Source organism: Chelativorans sp. YIM 93263, from assembly GCF_028767125.1.
Taxonomy (GTDB): Bacteria; Pseudomonadota; Alphaproteobacteria; order Rhizobiales; family Rhizobiaceae; genus Chelativorans.
The window spans coordinates 161,667-181,463 of record NZ_JAKCWP010000001.1; the positions used below are offsets into that span (position 1 = coordinate 161,667).

Genomic DNA, 19,797 nt, shown 5'->3' on the forward strand with positions numbered 1-19,797 from the left:
GAAATGGGCTTGGAAGAGACGACCCGATCCGCGTTACGGTGAGAGATAAGCCCGCACCCTGCCCGCTCGATCAAATCACCGCCGGTCCTAGCCTTCGACGCGGGACAGGGTTTCTGCCCCCTAGCGGGTGTCGCCAAGTGCATGAGAACATACGTGTAGCTAAGAGCCTGAATGAAAGTGTTGTGCTCAGGGTTGTACCCGTAGAAGCCTCGCACGCTTCCCTTCCCGGAGCAGCCGTTTGGAGCTGCGGCGGTCTGCAAATCGCCGGGTTGGCGCATTATAGGTTTGATTGCCCACCCGTCCTATGATGTAGATAACGCCTCTTTGAGGCCAGAACGCCGGTTCACGAGATTGATCATGGTGCAACCGACAACGACACGACATGAAATCCGGTTGGCGGCGGCATTCTGCCTCGCGGCGCTTCCCGTATCCGCGAGTGCGCAGGACGCGATGGAGGACGCACTTCTGGCAGACCGCAGCGAGGCTGCGATCGAAGCCTACCACGCCTTTATCGATGAACGAGGCCGGGATTTCGAGGCCTGCTTTCGGGATCTTCCGGATTTGCGCGACGAGGGGCTGGGGCTCAGCTTGCGCAAGGGGGAGGAGTTTCCCGTCGAGCCGGTGCGTGTCGTCGTCGCGATGGATGCGTCCGGTTCGATGGCGGGCAGCGTAGGTGGCGAGATTAAGATGGGTGCTGCCAAATCAGCAGCCGAACGCTTTATTTCCCGCCTGCCCAAGGATGTCGAAATCGGTCTTCTTGCCTTCGGCCACACCGGCAACAATCAGGAGAGCGGTCGCGCCGAGAGTTGCCAGGGCGTAGAAATGATCGCAGAGATCGGCAGCGGCCGGGAGGCGATCAGTCAGTCACTGGCTGGCTTGTCAGCGACGGGTTGGACGCCGCTCGCATCCGCGATCGAGCAGGCTGGCGGAAGCTTCTCCCCATCCGAGACACCCGGGGAACAGGTGGTCTATGTGGTTTCCGACGGCGAGGAAACCTGCGACGGCGATCCGATCGCCGCGGCGCGGAGGCTTCACGACAGCGATGCCAGGGCGATCGTCAACATTATCGGCTTCGATCTGGCCAAGGCCGATCGCGCGCAGTTGATGGAGGTGGCGGAAGCCGGAGGCGGCAGCTTTGTGGAGGCCCGGACGGGTAACGAGTTGCGCCAACTCATGTCGGACATTCAGACTCAGTTCGCCAATTCCAGTGCGATGACGCGCACTCGGTTCAACACCGTCATGGGTCAGTCCCTCAACAACTTGGCCACCAACGGTATGCTGACACGGACCCAGCTCTGCATAGGCACGGCCGGTTCGCAGGAAGCCATCGGAGTGGCGACATTCACGCGTCAGAGCGGCTTGGACCGGGAGACCGCTTCCGAGGTCACCGAGATCGTGCGTGCCCGCCGCGACCTCTATCAGGCGCGGCTTGATGAGATCAAGGCGACTGCCGAGGCCGCACGCGACGAAGCGAATGAAATGTTGCAGGACGATCTCGACCGTCTGGAAAGCGAGAGCCGGTGAGCAATGCTCAGGCGGCCAACCGCGGCGGGGACAAATCGCGGAGAGCCGTCATTCAACTAAACCCTCCAGTGCTTCAAAACACCGTTTCAAACAGAGCCCTCAAATTCTGCTGATTTAGCGGAACCGGGTTGCCTCCGCAGGACGGGTCTTCCAGTGCCATAGCCACCAGATCATTGATCCGTCCAGCATCCGCACCGATCTCCTTGAGGCTGTGCGGAATGGCGAAACTGTCATTGAACGACTGCACGAAGGCGCGGAAACCGTCAAAACCACCGGTAATCCCCAGATATCCGGCCGCCCGGTCGAAGCGGTCGCGAATGGCAGGTGCATTCAGATCGAGCACGGCGGGCATGCAGATAGCGTTGGTGGTGCCATGATGGGTGTTGAACAGCGCACCGACCGGATGGCTCATTGCATGAATGGCGCCAAGCCCCTTCTGAAAAGCGGTCGCACCCATCATGGCGGCCGACATCATATGCGCGCGCGCTTCCAGATCGCCACCTTCCGCATAGGCACGCGGCAGATTTTCGATGACCAGCCGCATGCCCTCCAGCGCGATACCCTGACTCATCGGATGGTAGTGCGGACTGGAGAAGGCTTCAACGCAATGCGCAAATGCATCAAGTCCCGTACCGGCCGTGATGAAGGGTGGCATGCCAATTGTCAGCTCCGGATCGCAGATGACGACCGTGGGCAGGACCTTGGGATGAAAGATAATCTTCTTCACATGGGTCTGCGAATTGGTGATGACGCTTGCGCGACCGACTTCCGAGCCGGTGCCGGCGGTGGTCGGTACTGCGACGATGGGGGCGATGGCATCTGCATCGGCCCGCGTCCACCAATCGCCGATATCCTCAAAATCCCAGATTCGATGCGTCTGCCCCGCCATGAAGGCCACCATCTTGCCAAGATCGAGCCCAGAGCCGCCGCCGAAAGCGATGACCCCATCATGCCCCCCGGCTTTAAAGGCCTCGATGCCGGCCTCCACATTCTTCTCGTTGGGGTTGGGGTCAACGTCACTGAACACCGCCCGGCCAAGACCTGCATCCTCCAGAATGTCGAGCGCGTGGGCGGTGATCGGCAGGCCAGCGAGCCCCTTGTCGGTCACCAGAAGCGGACGCTCGATCCGCGCTTGTGCGCAAGCCTCCGGAAGTTCGGCGATCCTGCCAGCCCCGAACTTGATTGTTGTGGGATAGGACCAGTTTCCGGTTAAATTCACGATGTGACCTTCTTCAGATGGTAGGATTTGGGACGGGTAAGATTGTGGTAGCCGATGATAGAAAGCCCGCCACCTCGGCCGGTGTTCTTGCAGCCGGTCCAGCAAAGGCCGGGGTCGAGGTAATCGGCGCGGTTCATGAACACGGTGCCTGTCTGGATCTGGTCGCCAATCCTCGCCGCTCGTTCTTGGTCGCGCGTCCAAAGGCTGGCGGTCAGGCCGTAATCGCTATCATTCATCAGGTCGATCGCTTCCGCGTCGTCCTTGACCGCCATGATGCCGACAACCGGGCCAAAGCTTTCATCGCGCATGACGCGCATCCGGTGGCTGACATTGGTCAAAATCTGCGGTGTCAGATATGTCCCGCCATCGTCTTCGGCAAACCGGTCAATATGGGCATGGGCACGGGCGGCTACCGCCTCGTCGATCTGCGCGCGCACCTCAGCCGCAAAGCGGGAATGGGCCATAGGCCCAAGCGTCGTTTCGGGGTCCAGCGGGTTGCCAAGCTTGTAGCCGTTGACGATGGCTACGGCTTTCTCGACGAAAGCATCGAACAGGCTTTCATGCACATAGATGCGCTCGATTCCGCAGCAGCACTGACCGGAATTGAACATGGCCGCATCGATTAACCCTTCGACGGCCGCATCAAGGTCGGCGTCGTCCATCACATAGCCGGGATCCTTGCCGCCCAATTCTGTGCTGACGCCGGTAAAGGTACCAGCCGCCGCGCGTTCCATCGCAGCACCTCCGCCAACCGACCCGGTGAAACTGATGAAATCGAAAACATTCTCGGCAATGAGTGCGGATGTGGTGCCATGATCGAGGAAGACGTTTGCAAATACATCTTCCGGCACGCCGGCCGCGTGGAACGCCCGGGCCATACGCTCGCCGGCAAGCAGCGTCTGCGTGGCATGTTTCAATACCACCGTGTTGCCAGCGATCAAAGCAGGCGCGACGGCGTTGATCGCCGTCATATAGGGATAGTTCCAGGGCGCCACGACAAAGACCACGCCATGCGGCATGCGCTTGATATAGCGCTTGAAGGTGGCATCTTCGCCCACCTGGATGTCGGCCAATGCGCTTTCGGCAATTCCGGCCATATAGCTGGCCCGCTCGTTGAACCCGCCGAACTCGCCACCATAGCGCACCGGTCGGCCCATCATGCGCGCCAGTTCCGGTACGATCTCGTCATTCTGTGCGCCCACGGCGGCGACACCGGCCATGACAAGCTCGATGCGTTCGGCGAGCGGGCGCGCAGCCCAATTTGCCTGTGCCGCGCGCAGTCGTGCGATATCAGCACGGGCGGCGTCTAACGACAAAGTTTCGCGCTCGGCGAACACCGAACCGTCGATGGGTGAAATACAGCGCAGCATCGTCATGCCCGTTCAAATCCTCTGGCAATTTCCCAATCTGTGACCACCTTATCGAAGGCTTCGAGCTCCACTTCCGCAGTGCGGCAATAGTGTTCGACTACCTCATCACCCATCGCCGCGCGCAACATCCGTGAGCCGCGCAGCGCCTCACGCGCGTCGCGCAGACTTGCCGGAATGCTGCCGGTGTCGCCCTGATACACATCGCCAGTGGCGGGGCGATCCAGCTCCAGGTTTTCCTCTATGCCAGCAATCCCCGCTGCCAGCTGGGCGGCAAGCGCCAAATAAGGATTGAGGTCTGAGCCGCCTATGCGGCACTCCATCCGCACCGCTTTCGTTCCTGCCCCGCACAAGCGGAAACCAGCCGTACGATTATCGACCGACCAGATAATCCGGGTCGGCGCAAAGGTGCCCTTCACGAAGCGCTTATAGCTGTTGACATAGGGGGCGAGAAAATAGGTGCAGTCGGACGCATATTTGAGCAGGCCCGCCGTATAACTCTTCATAAGCGCGCTCATGCCAAGCGGATCGGCAGCGTCATGAAACGCGTTCTCTCCATCCTTCCACAGGGATTGATGCACATGGCTGGACGAGCCGACACGGTCATGGTGCCACTTGGGCAGGAAAGAAGCTGCGTGGCCCTGCGCATTGGCTATTTCCTTGACCGCGTGTTTGGCGATGGTGTGATGGTCTGCTGTAGCAAGCGCTGCGGCATATTTGATATTGAGCTCTTCCTGCCCCGCTTCCGCCTCTCCCTTCGAATTCTCGACCGGGATGCCCGCCTGCCAAAGGTGATTGCGGATCGGCCGCATGACATGCTCTTCCTTCGTGGTCTGAAGGATGTGGTAGTCCTCGTTGTAGCCACTGATCGGCATCAGGTCGCGGAAACCCGATTTGCGGATTTCGTCGTAGCTCTTCTCGAACAGGAAGAATTCGAGCTCCGTCGCCATCATCGCGTCGAAGCCGAGTTCCGCAAGGCGCGCCACCTGGCGCTTTAGGACCGCGCGTGGCGCGTGGGAAATCTCTTCATGGCCATGGTGATCCAGGATATCGCAAAGCACGATGGCGGTGCCGTCCAACCACGGTACCGGGCGTATCGTGGAAAGGTCAGGCTTCATCATGTAGTCGCCATAGCCACCCTCCCAGGAGGTCGCGGCGTATCCGTCCGGTGTCGCCATCTCCAGATCCGTGGCAAGCAGATAATTGCAGCAATGGCTCTCTTTGTAGGCGCCGTTAACAAAGTGGGCTGCCACGAAGCGCTTCCCCATCAGGCGGCCCTGCATGTCCGGGAAGCAAACCAGGACAGTGTCGATCATACCGTTTTCGACGTGGGATTTGAGCGCCTCGAAAGTCATCGTGTGCGTCATGGGGAAGGCTTTCTTCACTGGACGGAGAGGACGGCGCGGAGGCTGCTCGACAGCAGTGCAAGGATGTCCGCGCGCTTGTCCGGGTTGGTCAAAAGATCGTTGCGCACCTCGATCATCGCGTAGGGGAACGGTCCGTCGGCGAGATGACGGTCGATCGTGTGCAGCACACCATCCTTCGGGGCGTAGGGTTCATTCAGGCGAACATCATAGCCGGAGCGCGCGCGGCAGTCTGCCGCCAGATCTTGGGCCAACGTCCCGTCCTCGCCGTGCAGGAACCCGATCTCGACTTTGCGGGCGACACCGTGGAACACCGGCGTGAAGCTGTGGATGGTCAGCATCACCGGCACCTGGGTGCCGTTCCGCCGGGAAACCAGCGTTTCAGAAACCGCCCGATGGAAGGGTCCGTAGAGTGCCTGTGCGCGCGCGTCGCGCTCCGCCGGAGAAACTTCCCTGTTGCCAGGGACCAGACATACCTCGCTTTCATACGGAATGGCCGAGGGAGCGTGAGGCGGGCGGTTGCAGTCATAGACAAGTCGCGAAAACCGAGCCGCCACCAAAGGGGCATCGAACGTTTCACTAAGCTCCAAGGCGAGATCGCGTGCGCCAGGGTCCCAGCCGACATGGCTGTTGAGCTGATCGGGTGCCAGTCCGAGATTTCCGAGCTGCACGGGAACGCGACTGGAGGCATGTTCGCAAACCAGAACGACAGGACTTTCTCCACGAGGGTTTATCACCTCGAACGGGGCGCCGTCGGCTTCGGTGAGTACGGGTTGTCGGGCGAGCATACCAGAGCCTTGCAGGGAAAGGCCGGGCAGGCAAGTCCCCGCCCGGCCAGAACCATCAGCTGTAACGATAGGGCACGCCGGCCTTTTCCATCACTGTCTGATATTTCTTAAAGATGTCGACCACCTTCGCCGCGCGTTCGTTACGCGAAGCCAGTTCGTCCCAAAAGGACGCACTGTCGGCGACGACGCCTTCCCACTCCTCGGCCGGAATGGTGGTCAGTTCCAGCTTATCGCCATTGACGCGCAGATCGGCTTCGCCGCCCCAGTACCAGACCTGACGATAATAATGAGACTGGTCCATGGTGATCTTGAACAGTTCCTGCAGATGCGGCGGCACTTTCGCCCAGCTCTCGCTATTAGCGAAATAGCTTCCACACCATGCGCCGGTGACATTGTTCAGCAGAGCGTAATTGCAGATGTCCGCCCAGCCGACTTCATAGGCTTCGGTGAACCCGCACCAGGCGACGCCGTCGAGCTCACCGGTCTGCAATGCAACCTCAACATCTTCCCACGGCACCGTCACCGGGATCAAACCATAGCGTGCGAGGAACCGGCCAGCTGTCGGCACGCCGAAAACGCGCAGGCCGGCCATGTCCTCGACCGACCGGATCGGCCTGTCCACCGTGAAGATGTGCAGTGGATCCCAGGCCCCGGCACCGAGCCATTCTACGCCTTCGATCTCGTCATAGGCTTCCTTCCAGATTTGGTTTAGGCCGTAGCGCTCGAAAAGAACAGGCAGGTCAAGGCTGTAGCGGGTCGAAAACGGAAAGTAGCCGCCGAAATCGGCCACGTCGGCCGGTGAGGCCATGGTTGCGTCGTCCGATTGTACTGCATCGAGCGTGCCATTCTGCAGCGCCCGGAACAGCTCATTGGTCGGCACGAGCTGGTCCGCATAGAACAGCTCGATTTCCATCTCGCCGTTGGCGGCTTTGTTGAAGGCGTCGATCTGCGGCTTGATGACATGAGCCCCGAGCGGCGGGCCGGAATAGGTCTGCAAACGCCACTTGATGGGAGATTGCGCCCGCACGATGTTCGGCGTGGCGAGGGCGGCGGCGCCACCAATGCCTGCGGCAGTTATGAATTTGCGTCTTGTCGTCATGTTGTTCTCCTCTGTCGGTTTTTGATTTTTGGTATTTTTCTAACGCCCATAAACATAGTTGGGCAGCCACATCGCGAGGTCGGGGAAGACCATCACGAGGGTCAGCGCGAGCATCATCACCATAACGAAGGGTGTAATGGACGTATAGATGTCCTTGAGCTTGATCTCCGGCGGCGCCATGGCCCGCATGAGAAACAGATTATAGCCGAAGGGCGGAGTCATGTAGGCGATCTGCGTGGTGATGGTGTAGAGCACGCCGTACCAGATCAGGTCGAAGCCGAGCGCCTTCACCAGCGGCACATAGAGCGGCGCCACGATAACCAGCATCGCCGTATCGTCGAGGAATGTTCCCATCAGGATGAAGGAGAGCTGCATCAGGATCAGGATTACCCACGGATTGAGGCCCAACTGATCGGTAAACAGCCCGTCGATTGCCCTGACGGCCCCGAGCCCGTCAAACACCGCGCCGAAGCCGAGCGCAGCCAGCACGATCCACAGGAACATGCAGGAAACGCCGAGTGTCTGCTTGAGCGAGGTTTCGAGGACCTGCCAGGTCATGCGGCCCTTCAGCACGGCTGCAACAAATGCCGCCATTGCGCCAATGGCAGAGCTCTCGACCAGCGAAGTCCAGCCGTTGAGAAAAGGCACCATCATGGAGGCGAAGATGCCGACTGGTAGTAATCCCGCCAGAAGCAGACGGTATTTCTCCGCCTTGGAGATGTCGGCATCGGCCGACTTGATCGCAGGCCCGAGCTGAGGCTGTAACTTGCAGCGGATGTAGATGTAAAGGACAAAGAGCGCCGCCATCATCAGGCCCGGCACAACCCCGGCGAGCCACAGTTGCCCGACCGGCTGGCGGGCGATCATCGCGTAGAGCACCAGCACCACTGAAGGTGGCACGAGAATTCCGAGGCTCGACCCTGCCTGGATCACCCCCGTCACCATGCGCTTGTCGTAATTTCGCTTAAGCAGTTCCGGCAGCGCAATGGTGGCACCAATGGCCATGCCTGCCACGCTCAGACCATTCATTGCCGAAATCAGCACCATCAGGCCAATCGTGCCGATCGCCAACCCGCCTTTGACCGGCCCCATCCACACATGGAACATCCGGTAGAGATCGTCGGCAATCTTGCTCTCGCTCAGCACGAAACCCATGAAAATGAACATGGGCAAGGTCAGCATCGGGTACCATTTCATGAGCTTCATGACGGCGGAGAACGGAATCTCCGACCCGCCCGGACCCCACAGGAGCAGCGCAGCGATCGTGGCGATGCCGCCGATGGCGCCGAAGACGCGCTGGCCGGTCATCAGCATCGCCATCATCGAGGCGAACATTAACAGTGCGATCATCTCATAGGACATCAGATTTCGGCCCCGCGAAGTTTCGCAATATCCTTGAGAAGCTCTGAGAACGCCTGCAAAAGCATGAGAAAGATACCGAAGCACATGACCGATTTGATAGGCCACATCAGCGGCCGCCAAAGGCTCGGGCTGCGCTCCTGGTAATCGATCGCATACATGGTGGAACTGATGGCGCCGTAGAGCAGTACGCCGAGATACAGGATCAGGAGGAGGACGGTGAAACTGTCGAAGACCGCTTTCTTGCGCGTACTCCAGTTTCCGTAAAACAGGTCCATCCGAACATTGGAGCCCATCTGGATTGAATAGGCCCCCCCGACGAGATAGTAGGCGACCAGCGCAAACTGGGCCATTTCAAGCGTCCAAAAGGCGGGAATCGTGAACATCGCCTTGGAGATGGTCGACCACAGCAGGATAGCGACGATTATAAAAAAGCCGTACATCATCAGCCGGCCGGCATAATAGTTGAAGCCGTCGACATAGCGGACATAGGCTCTGAAAAATCGTGGCATTGAAGCGGGCTCCAGAGTTCAGTGAATGCTCACTTGCGCCGCCCTCAATGCTGCGGCCAGATCGGCGTCGGGTGAGCGATTAAGAAAAGCATGTCGCACCTGAGTCAAATCGCACACCTTATGGGTGGCAGTCCGGTTGAGTTTGGAGTGATCGACGACGAGCGAAAGATTTCCGGCATTCCGGACCATAGCACGCGCTATCTGGGCCTCCTCGTAAGATACGTCATAAGCGCCGCTCGCATTCAACGCACTGACCGTTAGTACCACGTGGTCAGTCCGGTATTCGGCAATCTCTGCGCAGGTTTTAGCACCGTAGGTCTGATCATTGCCGACACGGTAGGCACCACCCAGAAGGATGGCGCGCGAATCGTTGCCGGCATTGGCTATGGTGTGGGCGATCCGGGTCGAGTTGGTGATTACGGTCAGATCCCTGAGCCTGGCCAGGGCTTCCGCGCATAGCAGGGTGGTTGATCCCGTATCGATCATCACGGACTCCCCCGGTTGAACCGTTCTCGCCAGCTTCTCAGCAATCTCCCTCTTGGCCTGCGTGTTTTCGGCCAATCGATCCTCGAAACGGCCCTCACGCAACCCGGCCTGACGCACGGCCCCACCATGAATCTTGCGCACCCGCCCCTGCTCGGCCAGCACATTCAGATCTCGACGCACCGTTTCCACCGAAGCGCCGTATCTCTCAGCAATTTCTTCCACGGTTGCCCGGCCACGCTTCTCGACCAGTTCATAGATCGCCGCCTGCCGCACGGACGGCCGCATCGATTTGCCATTCAACCCAGTGGACTGGTGTCTCCCCATATCGGTAGCCTATTCACGACGCGAGATATGTCCATATGGAAATTTCAATTCGGTCAAAAAATTTGATATTTTTATACATTACAACTACTTACCTGCCCCTTTAATGCACAACAATGCCGCCCTAACGGTCAAAAGCACTGATTGGGCGCTTGATGCGAGACGCTGCACGCGACATAGTGAAAATCGAAACTCGCGTTCCGTACGGAGCGTAATATCGCTTGAAGGCCGAGGCTCAATGCCCGCAATTTCCAACGCAGGACAATCCTACGACGTCGCCATCATCGGCGCAGGAATAGTTGGCTGTGCACTGGCCCGCCGCTTCACGCTGGATGGTGCGCGCGTGGTTGTGCTCGAAAAAGCGCTCGACGTGCTGGATGGGGCATCGAAGGGCAACAGCGCGATTCTGCATACGGGTTTTGACGCACCGCCCGGCTCACTCGAACAGGCCTGCATTGCTGCCGGCTACCGGGAGTATCTGGAAACCGCGGAAAAACTTGGCCTGCCGGTTCTGAAATCCGGCGCGATGGTTCTTGCCTGGAACGAGGAACAGGCGGGTCAATTGCCGCAGCTGATCGAAAAGGCTTGCGAAAATGGCGTTCACGATGTTGCGCCTTTGACCCGCAGCCAGATCCTGAAACGTGAGCCGAACATTTCCGACACGGTTCTCGGCGGGTTTGAGATCCCGGGCGAACATCTCATCGACCCGTGGGCCACCGCCCATGCCTACATGCTTCAGGCGCTTGCCAATGGGGCGGAACTCATACGCGATGCGGAAGTGCTTTCAGGCCGCTTTGACCGGCACTGGACGCTGACGACGACCCAGGGCGAGGTGGTGGCCGGCCACGTCGTCAATAGCGCGGGGCTTTATGGAGACGTGGTGGATGAACGCCTGCTCGGGCGCAAGAGCTTTTCCATCCGACCGCGAAAGGGTCAATTCCTGGTGTTCGACAAGGCCGCTTCCAACCTCGTCTCCACCACGATCCTTCCGGTCCCTACAAAGACCACAAAGGGTGTGGTCATCTGCCGGACCATCTTCGGCAACGTCTTGGTCGGACCGACGGCGGAAGACCAGGAAAGCCGAACGGACGCCTCCACCGATCGCAGCACGCTGCAGATTTTGCGGTCCAAGGGGGTCGCCATGCTTCCGGGACTCGCGTCGTGCGAGGTGACGACCGCCTATGCAGGGCTTCGCCCCGCATGCGAATACCAAGATTACCAGATCGCCTACCACGCCGACCATGCCTGTGTGACCGTCGGTGCCATTCGCTCCACCGGGCTCAGTTCAGCACTCGGCATTGCGCAGCATGTGGCGGGGCTTCTTGGCCTCTCCGGAAAACCACTTTGCAACCCGGTCATTCCGCAGGTCGACCGACTTTCAGAATACCACGCCCGCGACTGGCAGGAGGAAGGGAACGACGGAATCGTCTGCCACTGCGAACTGGTGAGCCGGCGCGAGATTGAACGGGTTCTGGACGGGCCCATGCCGCCGGCGACGATACAGGGGCTTAAGCGCCGCACGCGCGTGATGATGGGGCAGTGCCAGGGGTTTTACTGTACGGCGGAACTCGCCGAAATGACCAGAGGCAAGCTCAAGCGCCCGCTGGGATGTGACCATGACGGATGAACGCTGCACAGTAGCCGTTGTCGGCGGCGGTACGGCGGGGCTTGCATTGGCACGCGAACTGATGCGGGTCCAGGTGGGACGCGTTGTCGTTCTGGAACGCGAAGCCGAGGCCGGCGGAATTCCTCGTCATTGCGGCCACTATCCGTTCGGCCTGCGGGAATACAGGCGCCTGATGAAAGGTCCGGACTACGCCCGGCTCAATCGGGAACGGGCAAAGGCCGCGGGCGCCGAGATCCGCACCGGAACAACTGTAACGCGGCTCTTGCCCGGCGGACGACTGGAGCTTTCGACTCCCTGCGGCCCCTCTTCCCTTGCCGCAGAGCGCGTGGTGCTATGCACCGGCGTGCGCGAAAGTTCGCGCGCGCAGCGCCTCGTGAGCGGCGACCGACCGGGCGGTGTTCTTTCCACCGGCGCTTTACAGGGCTCGGTCTACCTGAAAGGCATCAAGCCCTTTCAGCGGCCGGTGATTTTCGGCTCGGAGCTGGTCTCCTTCTCCGCCTTCCAGACCTGCGCGCATCTGGGCATCTCGCCTGTTGCCATGGTCGAAGAGGAAAGCCGCATTGTCGCGCGAAAACTCTTCACTCCCTACCTCTGGCTCAAACGTGTGCCGCTCTACACAGGCGTCTCCAGTCCGCGCATTCTGGGGAAGAACAGGGTCGAAGCACTGGAATTCGAGGATTGCAACGGGGCGCTGCAGACTTTCGAGACGGACGGCATCATCATGTCCGGCCGGTTCCGCCCCGAATCCGCTCTCTTGCGGCGCAGCCATATCGCCATCGATCCAGGTACGGGCGGCCCCGTGGTCGACCAGTTTGGACGCTGTTCGGACCCCACCTATTTCTGCGCCGGCAATCTGCTGCGTCCGGCAGAGACCTCCGGCTGGTGCTGGACTGAGGGTATCGAGACCGCGCGGCGTGTGGCTAGGGATCTGGGCCAGCCTGCTCCCTCTACCTCTGTCCCGCTCGTCACGAAGGATGCGCGGCTTCGCTTTGTCGTTCCACAGCGCCTGACCGCGACCCAGCTGGAGGATGGCATGGAACATATGTATCTTGGCCTCGAAACGGCCGTGAACGCCACTGTTATGGCGCGCTGCGGCGACAGGGTGCTGTGGAGCGGCTCTTTGCGCGGCAGGCCCGTGCGCCGGATCACCTTGCCACTCGGCGAGATCCTGCGCGCCCGACCTGACGCGCCGGTGGAACTGACGCTAGAAGGTTGACTGCGCATGATCCTCGCCGGTATCGACCAGGGAACGACAAGCACCCGCATCCTGATTGCGCGGACAGACGGGACCATCGAGGTCGCGCATGCGGTACAACACAAGCAATATTATCCCGAAGAAGGCTGGGTGGAGCACGATCCCGACGAGTTGATCGTGAATATCCGGGCATGCGCCGACGCTGCCAGCGGGGCGCTTGCCCTTGGCATCGACAATCAGGGTGAGAGCTGCCTCGCATGGGATGCGCGGACCGGGGAGGCATTGTCCCCTGTTCTCGTCTGGCAGGACAAAAGGACACTGGACGCGTTGGAACGGCTCAAGGCCGAGGATGCGGAGGCGGAAACCCTTGCCCGCGCTGGTCTTCCGCTCGATCCATATTTCTCCGCCAGCAAGCTCGGCTGGATTCTCGAACACCTGCCGGCGGCGCGCGAAGCTCGGAAGCGTGGCACCCTGCGGCTCGGCACGACCGACGCGTTCTTTCTCGACCGCCTGACCGGACGCTTTGTCACCGATGTCACCACCGCCAGCCGCACCTGCCTGATGAACCTCGAAACGCTTGAATGGGACCCGGTTCTTTGCAGGCTTTTCGGCGTGCCGGTGGATTGCCTGCCGCAAATCGTGCCGACCACCGGTGATTTCGGTGGCCTGAAAACCGCGAGCGGTTCGCTTCCCGTCACCGCCAGCGTGGTGGATCAGCAGGCCGCGCTCTACGGCTTCGGCTGCCGCGCGAAAGGCGAAATGAAGATCACTTTCGGCACCGGCGCGTTCGCGCTGATGGTGACTGGAGAGGAGATCATTAACAAGCCGGAGCTGGGCCTGCTGCCCACCGTGGCCTGGCAACGCGCCGATGAGGCACCCGTCTATGCGCTTGATGGCGGCGTGTTCACCGCCAGCGCCGCCCTCAACTGGGCAAAGGAGATCGGTCTCTTTTTGGATTTCTCCGCGATAAAATCCTTCACCGCCTTCTCGGCCGTGGAAAGCGGGCTCGTCTTCGTGCCGGCGCTTGCTGGCCTCGGGTGCCCGCATTGGGATTCGAGGGCGCGCGGCGTCTGGTCGGGCCTCTCCCTCGATCATGGGGCGGAGATCATGGTCCAGTCCATCCTCGAAGGCATCGCCTACCGCGCGTCCGAAGTGATTGCGGCCATGGATCAGTGCGTCCGCTTGTCGGATGCGGTCCACATCGACGGTGGCATGAGCCAGAATGCCTATTTCGCACAGTTTCTCGCGGACATTTCTGGGCGCAGCATTTGCCCGGCCCTAATGCCGGAACTGACCGCGCTCGGAACCATCGAACTGGCGAGCCACGCCACAGGCGAAAGCTTCAATCCAAAGGTGGAGTTCGGACGGACGATGCCGAAGCGGGATCTGAGCGCCATGGTCCCCCGTTTCGAAGCGGCCATCTCGGCATCTATCGCAGCTCGATAAATTCAACGCGGTATCGGAGGTCTTCTTCCATTGGCGGTCCACCGCCTAACGCCGATGAATAGCAGCGCCTGATAGGTTTCTCCCGGATCGCCTTCGTCGGGGCCACCTCAAGGCACAGCTTATCCGACACAGCCTCGCGCAGCCCGGTCGTTCTCTTTCTCAAGCTCGTTCAGGCGCTTCACCTGATCGCCCTTCAAGCCACCGAATTCCTTTTGCCGGCGATAGCACGTGAACTGCGTCGCCTCGATTGAATGAACCGCCAACCGATCGGCCTTGCGACAACAGAACAGCGACCTAGCGCGTTTCGCGACGATCTCTTCGGGTTTGTGTCCAACGTCCTCTCTAACGGCTACTAGCCTAATTCAGGGAGGCCACTCTTCGGGGCAACCAACTAACCTTCGCTCGCCTGGGGTATCGAGGCCGGAGGATAGAAAATGCGGCCAAGAGAATTCGCATCCTACAGCAACGCTGAGGGTCAAATTCGCTTCACCAGTGTCTGAGCGGACAAATCCAGCCAGAAGTGCGGCACCCACGGTGCCGCATCCAATTCAAGAGGACGTTTATGATGCGGCCTCTGCTCTTCCACGCTTCACCGCTGGTCGAATGCGCAACAGCCACACGAATAGCAACGTCAAACCAAGCAGCACAAGGCTAGCAGGGCTGCGCAGGAAGATCGTCGGATCACCTTCAGAAACGATCAGTGACCGGCGCAAAAACTCTTCGAGATAAGGTCCCAGGATGATCCCCATGAGTGTGGGCACCACTGGATATCCAAACGTTCGCAGCAGGAACGCCAGCACGCCGATCGCCAATGCCATCCACATCTGAAACAGCGAGTACGAGGAGGCGTAGACGCCCACCATCGAGATCATGGCGATAAAGGCGTACAGGAAGCCACGATTGATCTGCGACAGCCGCAGATAGACGGGCCCGAATGCCATCATTGATAGGAAAATGAAGATGGACGCCATGAACAGGGCTGCGAACATCGGCGCGATTACATGAAAATTTTCACCCAGCAGGGCTGGGCCAGGTACCAGCCCGTGGATCAGCAGCACTCCGAAGATGATTGCAGTAACCGCATCCCCCGGGATGCCCATCGTAAGTAGCGGTATCACCGCGCCGCCGCACATCGCGTTGTTGGCCGATTCAGAAGCAGCCAATCCTTCATAGGATCCTTGACCAAAGGCCTCAGGGTGCCGCGACCCGCGCTTGGCTTCCGCATAAGCTATGAACGACGCCATAGACGCACCGCCCCCAGGCAGCATGCCGATCAAAACCCCGATAATGGCGCTCTTGAGGAAGGTGAAAAGTCCCACCTCGCGGATCTTTTCGCGGCTGGGTAAAAAGTCCCTGCGCCGCGGACGGTCGATTGTCGCTACGGCCACAGCCTTGCCCAGGCTGGCGGGGATGGATGATTGCGCGATCAACTCGCACACAGCAAACAAACCGATAACCGCCGGAAGCAGGCTGATGCCTTCCACCAGATGGTAGCTGCCGAAATCGAACCTGCCCACTGGAACCATGGGGTCGATGCCAACGGTGGAGATCATCAGTCCGAGTGCCATCGCCACCACCGCCTTGATCAAAGGACCAGATGCGACAATGGTTACCGTCACCACCGCCAGCAATACGAGGGAGAACTTGTCAGGTGTCTGAAACTGCAGCGCCAATGCGCTGATCGGCTGCGCAAGCGCGACAAGGATGACGACCCCGACAAGCCCACCAATCGCGGAAGACAGAGCACTCATACCCAGTGCCTGGGTGCCCTCGCCCCGCTTCATGAGTGCATGACCATCCAAGGTCGTAATCGCACCAGATGGTGCACCTGGAATATTGAGCGTGATCCCGGTGATGGAACCCGAATAGATGCCAGCCATGTAGATGCCGGCAACCATGATCAGAGCATCTGCGACGTCCATTCCGAATGTGAAAGGCAGCAGAAGCGCGATGGCCAATGTCGCCGTCAGCCCCGGGATGGCGCCGAACACGAGTCCAAGCAGGAAGCCGCCGACGAGATGCAGGAAGCTGAGTGGTTGCGCGAGAGCAAGGAAGCCGTCTCCCAGTTGGCTGATCATCTCAAAGCTCCCAGACCGGAAGGTAGAGGCCAAACAGCTTTACGAAGAAGAGCCACCCGAAAAGCGTCACCGTGAAGGCTGTAATCAGTGCGATAAGGGAGGATCGCTTCAAATCGCCGCTCTTCTCGTAGTTGAAGAACAGCGACACGATGAAGGTGAAGACCGCCGCAGAAACGAGATAGCCAAAATAGAAGAACGTTACGATAAAGAGTGCTGTCGCACTAATCGTTAGTGCAGGCCCTATGAGAGCGATCCTGGAAATCACGTCTGACTGTGGAGCAGATTCGCGCGCTGCGGCAGCAGTGCGGAATTCCCCGACGACTATGATGATGCTGGCGACATACATGAAGCCGCACAGGATAAGTGGCAGGAACGCAGGCCCTGGTTCTCCATTTGCGAATGGCCGGTCCATCTGCAGAAGTTGGCTGGCATAGACGGTGTTCAATGCCGCAAGGCCAAGCGCGAAGACGACCTGTCCCCTCAATAGGCGCGTCATTTTTGGAGCTCCCTTTGCATGACCGTTCCCTGGTTGCCGGCGGCTTAAGGGTCGGGCCGGTCTTTCGCCGACTCCGACCCAATAGATTCACTTCTTGTCGAGGACACCCTCAGCAACAAGCTGGTCCATGAGGGCGAAGGCTTTTTCCTGCGAGTTCTTGATGAAAGCCGCGACTTCGTCGCTGCCCATCCAGACCGCGCCCATGCCCGTCTCTTCATCTGCTTCCTGAAATTTCGGATTGTCGAAGACCGAGGCAAAGGCCTTTTCCAGGGTCGCCTTCTTTTCATCGTCAACTGCCGCCTGCGTGGCTATCAAGCGAAACCCGCCCCAGACGACATCATAGCCAGCCTCTTTGAAGGTCGGCACATCGGGAAAGTTCGGGTCGCGTTCATCTGCCATTACCCCAAGCACGCGCGCCTGGCCGGCTTCGATTGCTGCATAGGCGGCGGAAATGCTGGTAGATGCAGCGTCAGTTTCACCTGAGAGGAGCGCCTCGCGCTGCGGGCCCGATCCCTTCGGATAGGGTACGTGCTGAACCTCGATCTCCGCCTGCTTAGCAAAATCGAGTGCAGGCAGATGCCAGACACCGCCGGTACCGACATTGGAAATCTTCAGTGTGCCGGGCGCTTCCTTCGCGGCAGCGACGAACTCCTCAAGCGTCTGCCATGGTGCGTCGGCGCGCACCACGATCGCGGTTGGATGAACCGTCACCGATCCAAGATAAGCAAGCTGTTCCGTGTCGTAACCCGGCACCAGCTCATAATAGGGAACGGTGATGACACTGTCCCAGGTCAAAGAGCCTATCGTGTAGCCGTCTGGGCGCGACTTCATAAGTCGCAGTGTTCCCACGCCACTCTGGGCGCCCGTGATGTTCTGGGTATTAATGCCTACACCGAGCGGTTCTTCCGCAAAATTCATGAAGGTGCGCATGACGGTGTCGGTACCGCCACCAGCGCTCCAGGGCATCACATGCATGATGTCCTTGGTCGGATAATCCTCAGCCATAGTTGCCTGGCTGAAAGCAGCTCCGATGGCCAATGTGGCGGCGGTGATGCGGGTGAGTTTACGGATGTTCATATTCCCCTCCTTTATCGTTGTGGAAGTTGGATTTCGGGCGGTTGGTCAGTAGAAGTAAGGAAGCTTCTTTTCCTTCGCGGCCTCCACCCAAGGCGGCACGAAAGGCACGATCTTGTCTTGTGAGGGCACCATCATCTCGATGAAGTTGGCCCCAGGGTTGCCGATCGCTGCGGCGAGTGTTTCCTCAATCTGATCTTCGGAAGTGATCCGCGCGGTCTGGAAGCCGAACCCTTCAGCAACCTTGACATAGTCGACTGCGCCGAAATCGGTGGTCCATGGCGCATCGACATCATCGAGCAGGATCGCTTCACCACGTATCCAGCCGTAATTGTCATTGCGGGTGAGGATGACGGTCACATTCTTGCCGCTGCGTTTGATGGTTTCGAAGTCACCAAGCACGAAGGCCAGCGAGCCATCGCCCGTGAAAGAGATGACAGGACCATCAGCCGCGAATGCAGCTCCGATACCTGCCGGCACCGAATAGCCCAGAGCGCCCATGGAGTAGTTGGTAATGTAGCGTCGACCAGCCTCTCTTACCGACAGCAAGGCAGAAGGATAGATCGCACTCACCCCCGGCTCTGAGGTGACGATGGCATTCGATGGCAGCAGCTTGTCCAGCGCCTGGGTCAGCTTCACGGGCGAAACCGTGCCTTCAGGCATCGGAATGTTGGAGTTGAACACCGCATTGAGCGCAGTGGTCTTCATCTCCGTGAGATCGACACGCGGCCGATCCAGGCCCGGGTGCTCTGCCTGAATCAACTCGATCATGTACTCAAGGCTAGCACGGGCATCGCCCACCATCCCGACCTTGAGCGGAAAATTGTTGCCGACATGCGCTTCGGCGATATCGAGATGGAGAAACGCCTTGGTTTCCGGATCTCCATAGAGCTTCCAGTGATTGGTCGAGCTGGAATCGGTATTCGTTCCCACAAAGAACACCGCGTCAGCATCTCTTACGTAATTGTTTGAATATTCCATTCCGCCCCGCGCACCGATGACACGCAGCGCGAGAGGGTGGGTTTCGGCAATCGTTCCCTTTCCGGGCGTGGTTGTACCGACCGGAATCTGAAGCAGCTCGGCAAGCTCCAGCACCTTTTCGCCCGCCTTTGAAATCAAGGCCCCCTGTCCGCAAATAATGACAGGCTTGTTTGCGGCGAGCAGTATCTCGATCGCCTTCCGGATCTTGCCGTGATCGGCAACGGGCCGATGTGCCGGATACTCCTGATAATCAGGGTCGGCATAAAGGTCGGTTATCTCTGCCTCGTCGTGGAAGATATTGATCGGAACGCGAATATGCACCGGCGCAGGGCGTCCAGATGTTGCCACGCGAAACGCGCGCCGCATGAGGAACGGGATTTCCTTCACATTGGTCAGGTAGAAGCTTTCCTTGCAGATACTCTCATACAAGGCTGTTTGATCCACGCCCGTCAGGCCGTGCTTCTTGTCCTGGTTGATCGGGATATCGGAGCTGAAATAGATGACCGGAACAGATGAGAGATAGGCTTCGGTGATACCGGGCGTACAATGGGTAACGCCAGGGCTTGGTGCCTCAAGCACCGCCGGCTTCCCCGTGATTTTCGCGTATGCCTCCGCAGCATAGGAGGCGGTGCGCTCATCGCGCGTCAGAACGTACTCAATGCCCGAGGACCTCTGCCACTCCTTGTACCAGCCAATGGTGGTTTCTCCCGGCAGACCAAAAACATGCTGCACGCCATGAAGCTCCAGCATCCTCAGGATGACTTCGGCGCCGTTCATTCTTCTCATCAAGCTCTTCCCGCCACAGTTTTGCATTCCTATCGGTATACAGAACTATACACCGCTTGGAACACATATCAATTG

Annotated in this window: 16 protein-coding genes and 1 pseudogene; 4 read left to right on the plus strand and 13 right to left on the minus strand. The window is 59.4% G+C overall.

Annotated elements, in window-relative coordinates; all coding sequences use genetic code 11:
• Window positions 1-357 precede the first annotated feature (357 nt).
• Window positions 358-1,524, plus strand: a complete 1,167-nt coding sequence (locus LY631_RS00835) for a vWA domain-containing protein (RefSeq protein ID WP_274423212.1) — start codon at window positions 358-360, stop codon at window positions 1,522-1,524.
• Window positions 1,525-1,597: 73 nt separating this feature from the next.
• Here the strand turns inward: LY631_RS00835 and LY631_RS00840 are convergent, their stop codons facing one another.
• From LY631_RS00840 to LY631_RS00875, 8 genes are read right to left on the minus strand one after another with little or no spacing between them, the layout of a single operon-like run.
• A complete protein-coding gene (locus LY631_RS00840; RefSeq protein ID WP_274423213.1) occupies window positions 1,598-2,743 on the minus strand; it encodes an iron-containing alcohol dehydrogenase in 1,146 nt (381 codons plus the stop codon).
• A complete protein-coding gene (locus LY631_RS00845; protein WP_274423214.1) occupies window positions 2,740-4,119 on the minus strand; it encodes an aldehyde dehydrogenase family protein in 1,380 nt (459 codons plus the stop codon). Before LY631_RS00845 ends, LY631_RS00840 begins: the two co-directional genes overlap by 4 nt.
• On the minus strand, window positions 4,116-5,477 hold the full coding sequence (locus tag LY631_RS00850) for a glutamine synthetase family protein (protein WP_274423215.1): 1,362 nt from the start codon (window positions 5,475-5,477) through the stop codon (window positions 4,116-4,118). The genes LY631_RS00845 and LY631_RS00850 overlap by 4 nt, the downstream gene beginning before the upstream one ends.
• Before the next feature lie 14 nt (window positions 5,478-5,491).
• Window positions 5,492-6,262 (minus strand): N-formylglutamate amidohydrolase, encoded by a 771-nt coding sequence (locus LY631_RS00855; RefSeq protein WP_274423216.1) that lies wholly within the window; start codon window positions 6,260-6,262, stop codon window positions 5,492-5,494.
• Window positions 6,263-6,317: 55 nt separating this feature from the next.
• Entirely contained in the window at window positions 6,318-7,361 is a 1,044-nt protein-coding gene (locus LY631_RS00860) for a twin-arginine translocation signal domain-containing protein (protein WP_274423217.1), read from the minus strand.
• Window positions 7,362-7,400: 39 nt separating this feature from the next.
• Entirely contained in the window at window positions 7,401-8,723 is a 1,323-nt protein-coding gene (locus LY631_RS00865; protein WP_274423218.1) for a TRAP transporter large permease, read from the minus strand.
• Window positions 8,723-9,232 (minus strand): TRAP transporter small permease subunit, encoded by a 510-nt coding sequence (locus LY631_RS00870; protein WP_274423219.1) that lies wholly within the window; start codon window positions 9,230-9,232, stop codon window positions 8,723-8,725. Before LY631_RS00870 ends, LY631_RS00865 begins: the two co-directional genes overlap by 1 nt.
• An 18-nt stretch (window positions 9,233-9,250) precedes the next feature.
• On the minus strand, window positions 9,251-10,003 hold the full coding sequence (locus tag LY631_RS00875) for a DeoR/GlpR family DNA-binding transcription regulator (RefSeq protein ID WP_274423220.1): 753 nt from the start codon (window positions 10,001-10,003) through the stop codon (window positions 9,251-9,253).
• A gap of 274 nt (window positions 10,004-10,277) precedes the next feature.
• Between LY631_RS00875 and LY631_RS00880 the strand changes: the two genes are divergently transcribed.
• From LY631_RS00880 to LY631_RS00890, 3 genes are read left to right on the plus strand one after another with little or no spacing between them, the layout of a single operon-like run.
• Window positions 10,278-11,666, plus strand: coding sequence for an NAD(P)/FAD-dependent oxidoreductase (locus LY631_RS00880; protein WP_274423221.1), 1,389 nt, complete (start codon window positions 10,278-10,280; stop codon window positions 11,664-11,666).
• Window positions 11,656-12,882, plus strand: a complete 1,227-nt coding sequence (locus tag LY631_RS00885; RefSeq protein ID WP_274423222.1) for an NAD(P)/FAD-dependent oxidoreductase — start codon at window positions 11,656-11,658, stop codon at window positions 12,880-12,882. The genes LY631_RS00880 and LY631_RS00885 overlap by 11 nt, the downstream gene beginning before the upstream one ends.
• A 6-nt stretch (window positions 12,883-12,888) precedes the next feature.
• Window positions 12,889-14,307: an FGGY family carbohydrate kinase gene (locus LY631_RS00890; RefSeq protein ID WP_274423223.1), complete on the plus strand. Its 1,419-nt coding sequence runs from the start codon at window positions 12,889-12,891 to the stop codon at window positions 14,305-14,307.
• Window positions 14,308-14,429: 122 nt separating this feature from the next.
• Here the strand turns inward: LY631_RS00890 and LY631_RS00895 are convergent.
• The 5 genes and pseudogenes from LY631_RS00895 to LY631_RS00915 all read right to left on the minus strand — a co-directional run.
• Window positions 14,430-14,669 (minus strand): annotated as a pseudogene (locus LY631_RS00895) (hypothetical protein); the annotation flags it as partial.
• 198 nt (window positions 14,670-14,867) lie between these two features.
• Entirely contained in the window at window positions 14,868-16,385 is a 1,518-nt protein-coding gene (locus LY631_RS00900) for a tripartite tricarboxylate transporter permease (RefSeq protein WP_274423224.1), read from the minus strand.
• Between the two features lies 1 nt (window position 16,386).
• The gene (locus tag LY631_RS00905) at window positions 16,387-16,881 is read right to left on the minus strand and encodes a tripartite tricarboxylate transporter TctB family protein (RefSeq protein ID WP_274423225.1); all 495 of its coding nucleotides are present in this window, start codon (window positions 16,879-16,881) and stop codon (window positions 16,387-16,389) included.
• An 87-nt stretch (window positions 16,882-16,968) separates the two neighbouring features.
• Window positions 16,969-17,958 carry a tripartite tricarboxylate transporter substrate binding protein gene (locus LY631_RS00910; RefSeq protein ID WP_274423226.1) on the minus strand — a complete coding sequence of 330 codons (990 nt, stop codon included), beginning with the start codon at window positions 17,956-17,958 and terminating at the stop codon, window positions 16,969-16,971.
• A 45-nt stretch (window positions 17,959-18,003) separates the two neighbouring features.
• Entirely contained in the window at window positions 18,004-19,722 is a 1,719-nt protein-coding gene (locus LY631_RS00915; protein ID WP_274423227.1) for a thiamine pyrophosphate-binding protein, read from the minus strand.
• Between the last annotated feature and the right edge of the window lie 75 nt (window positions 19,723-19,797).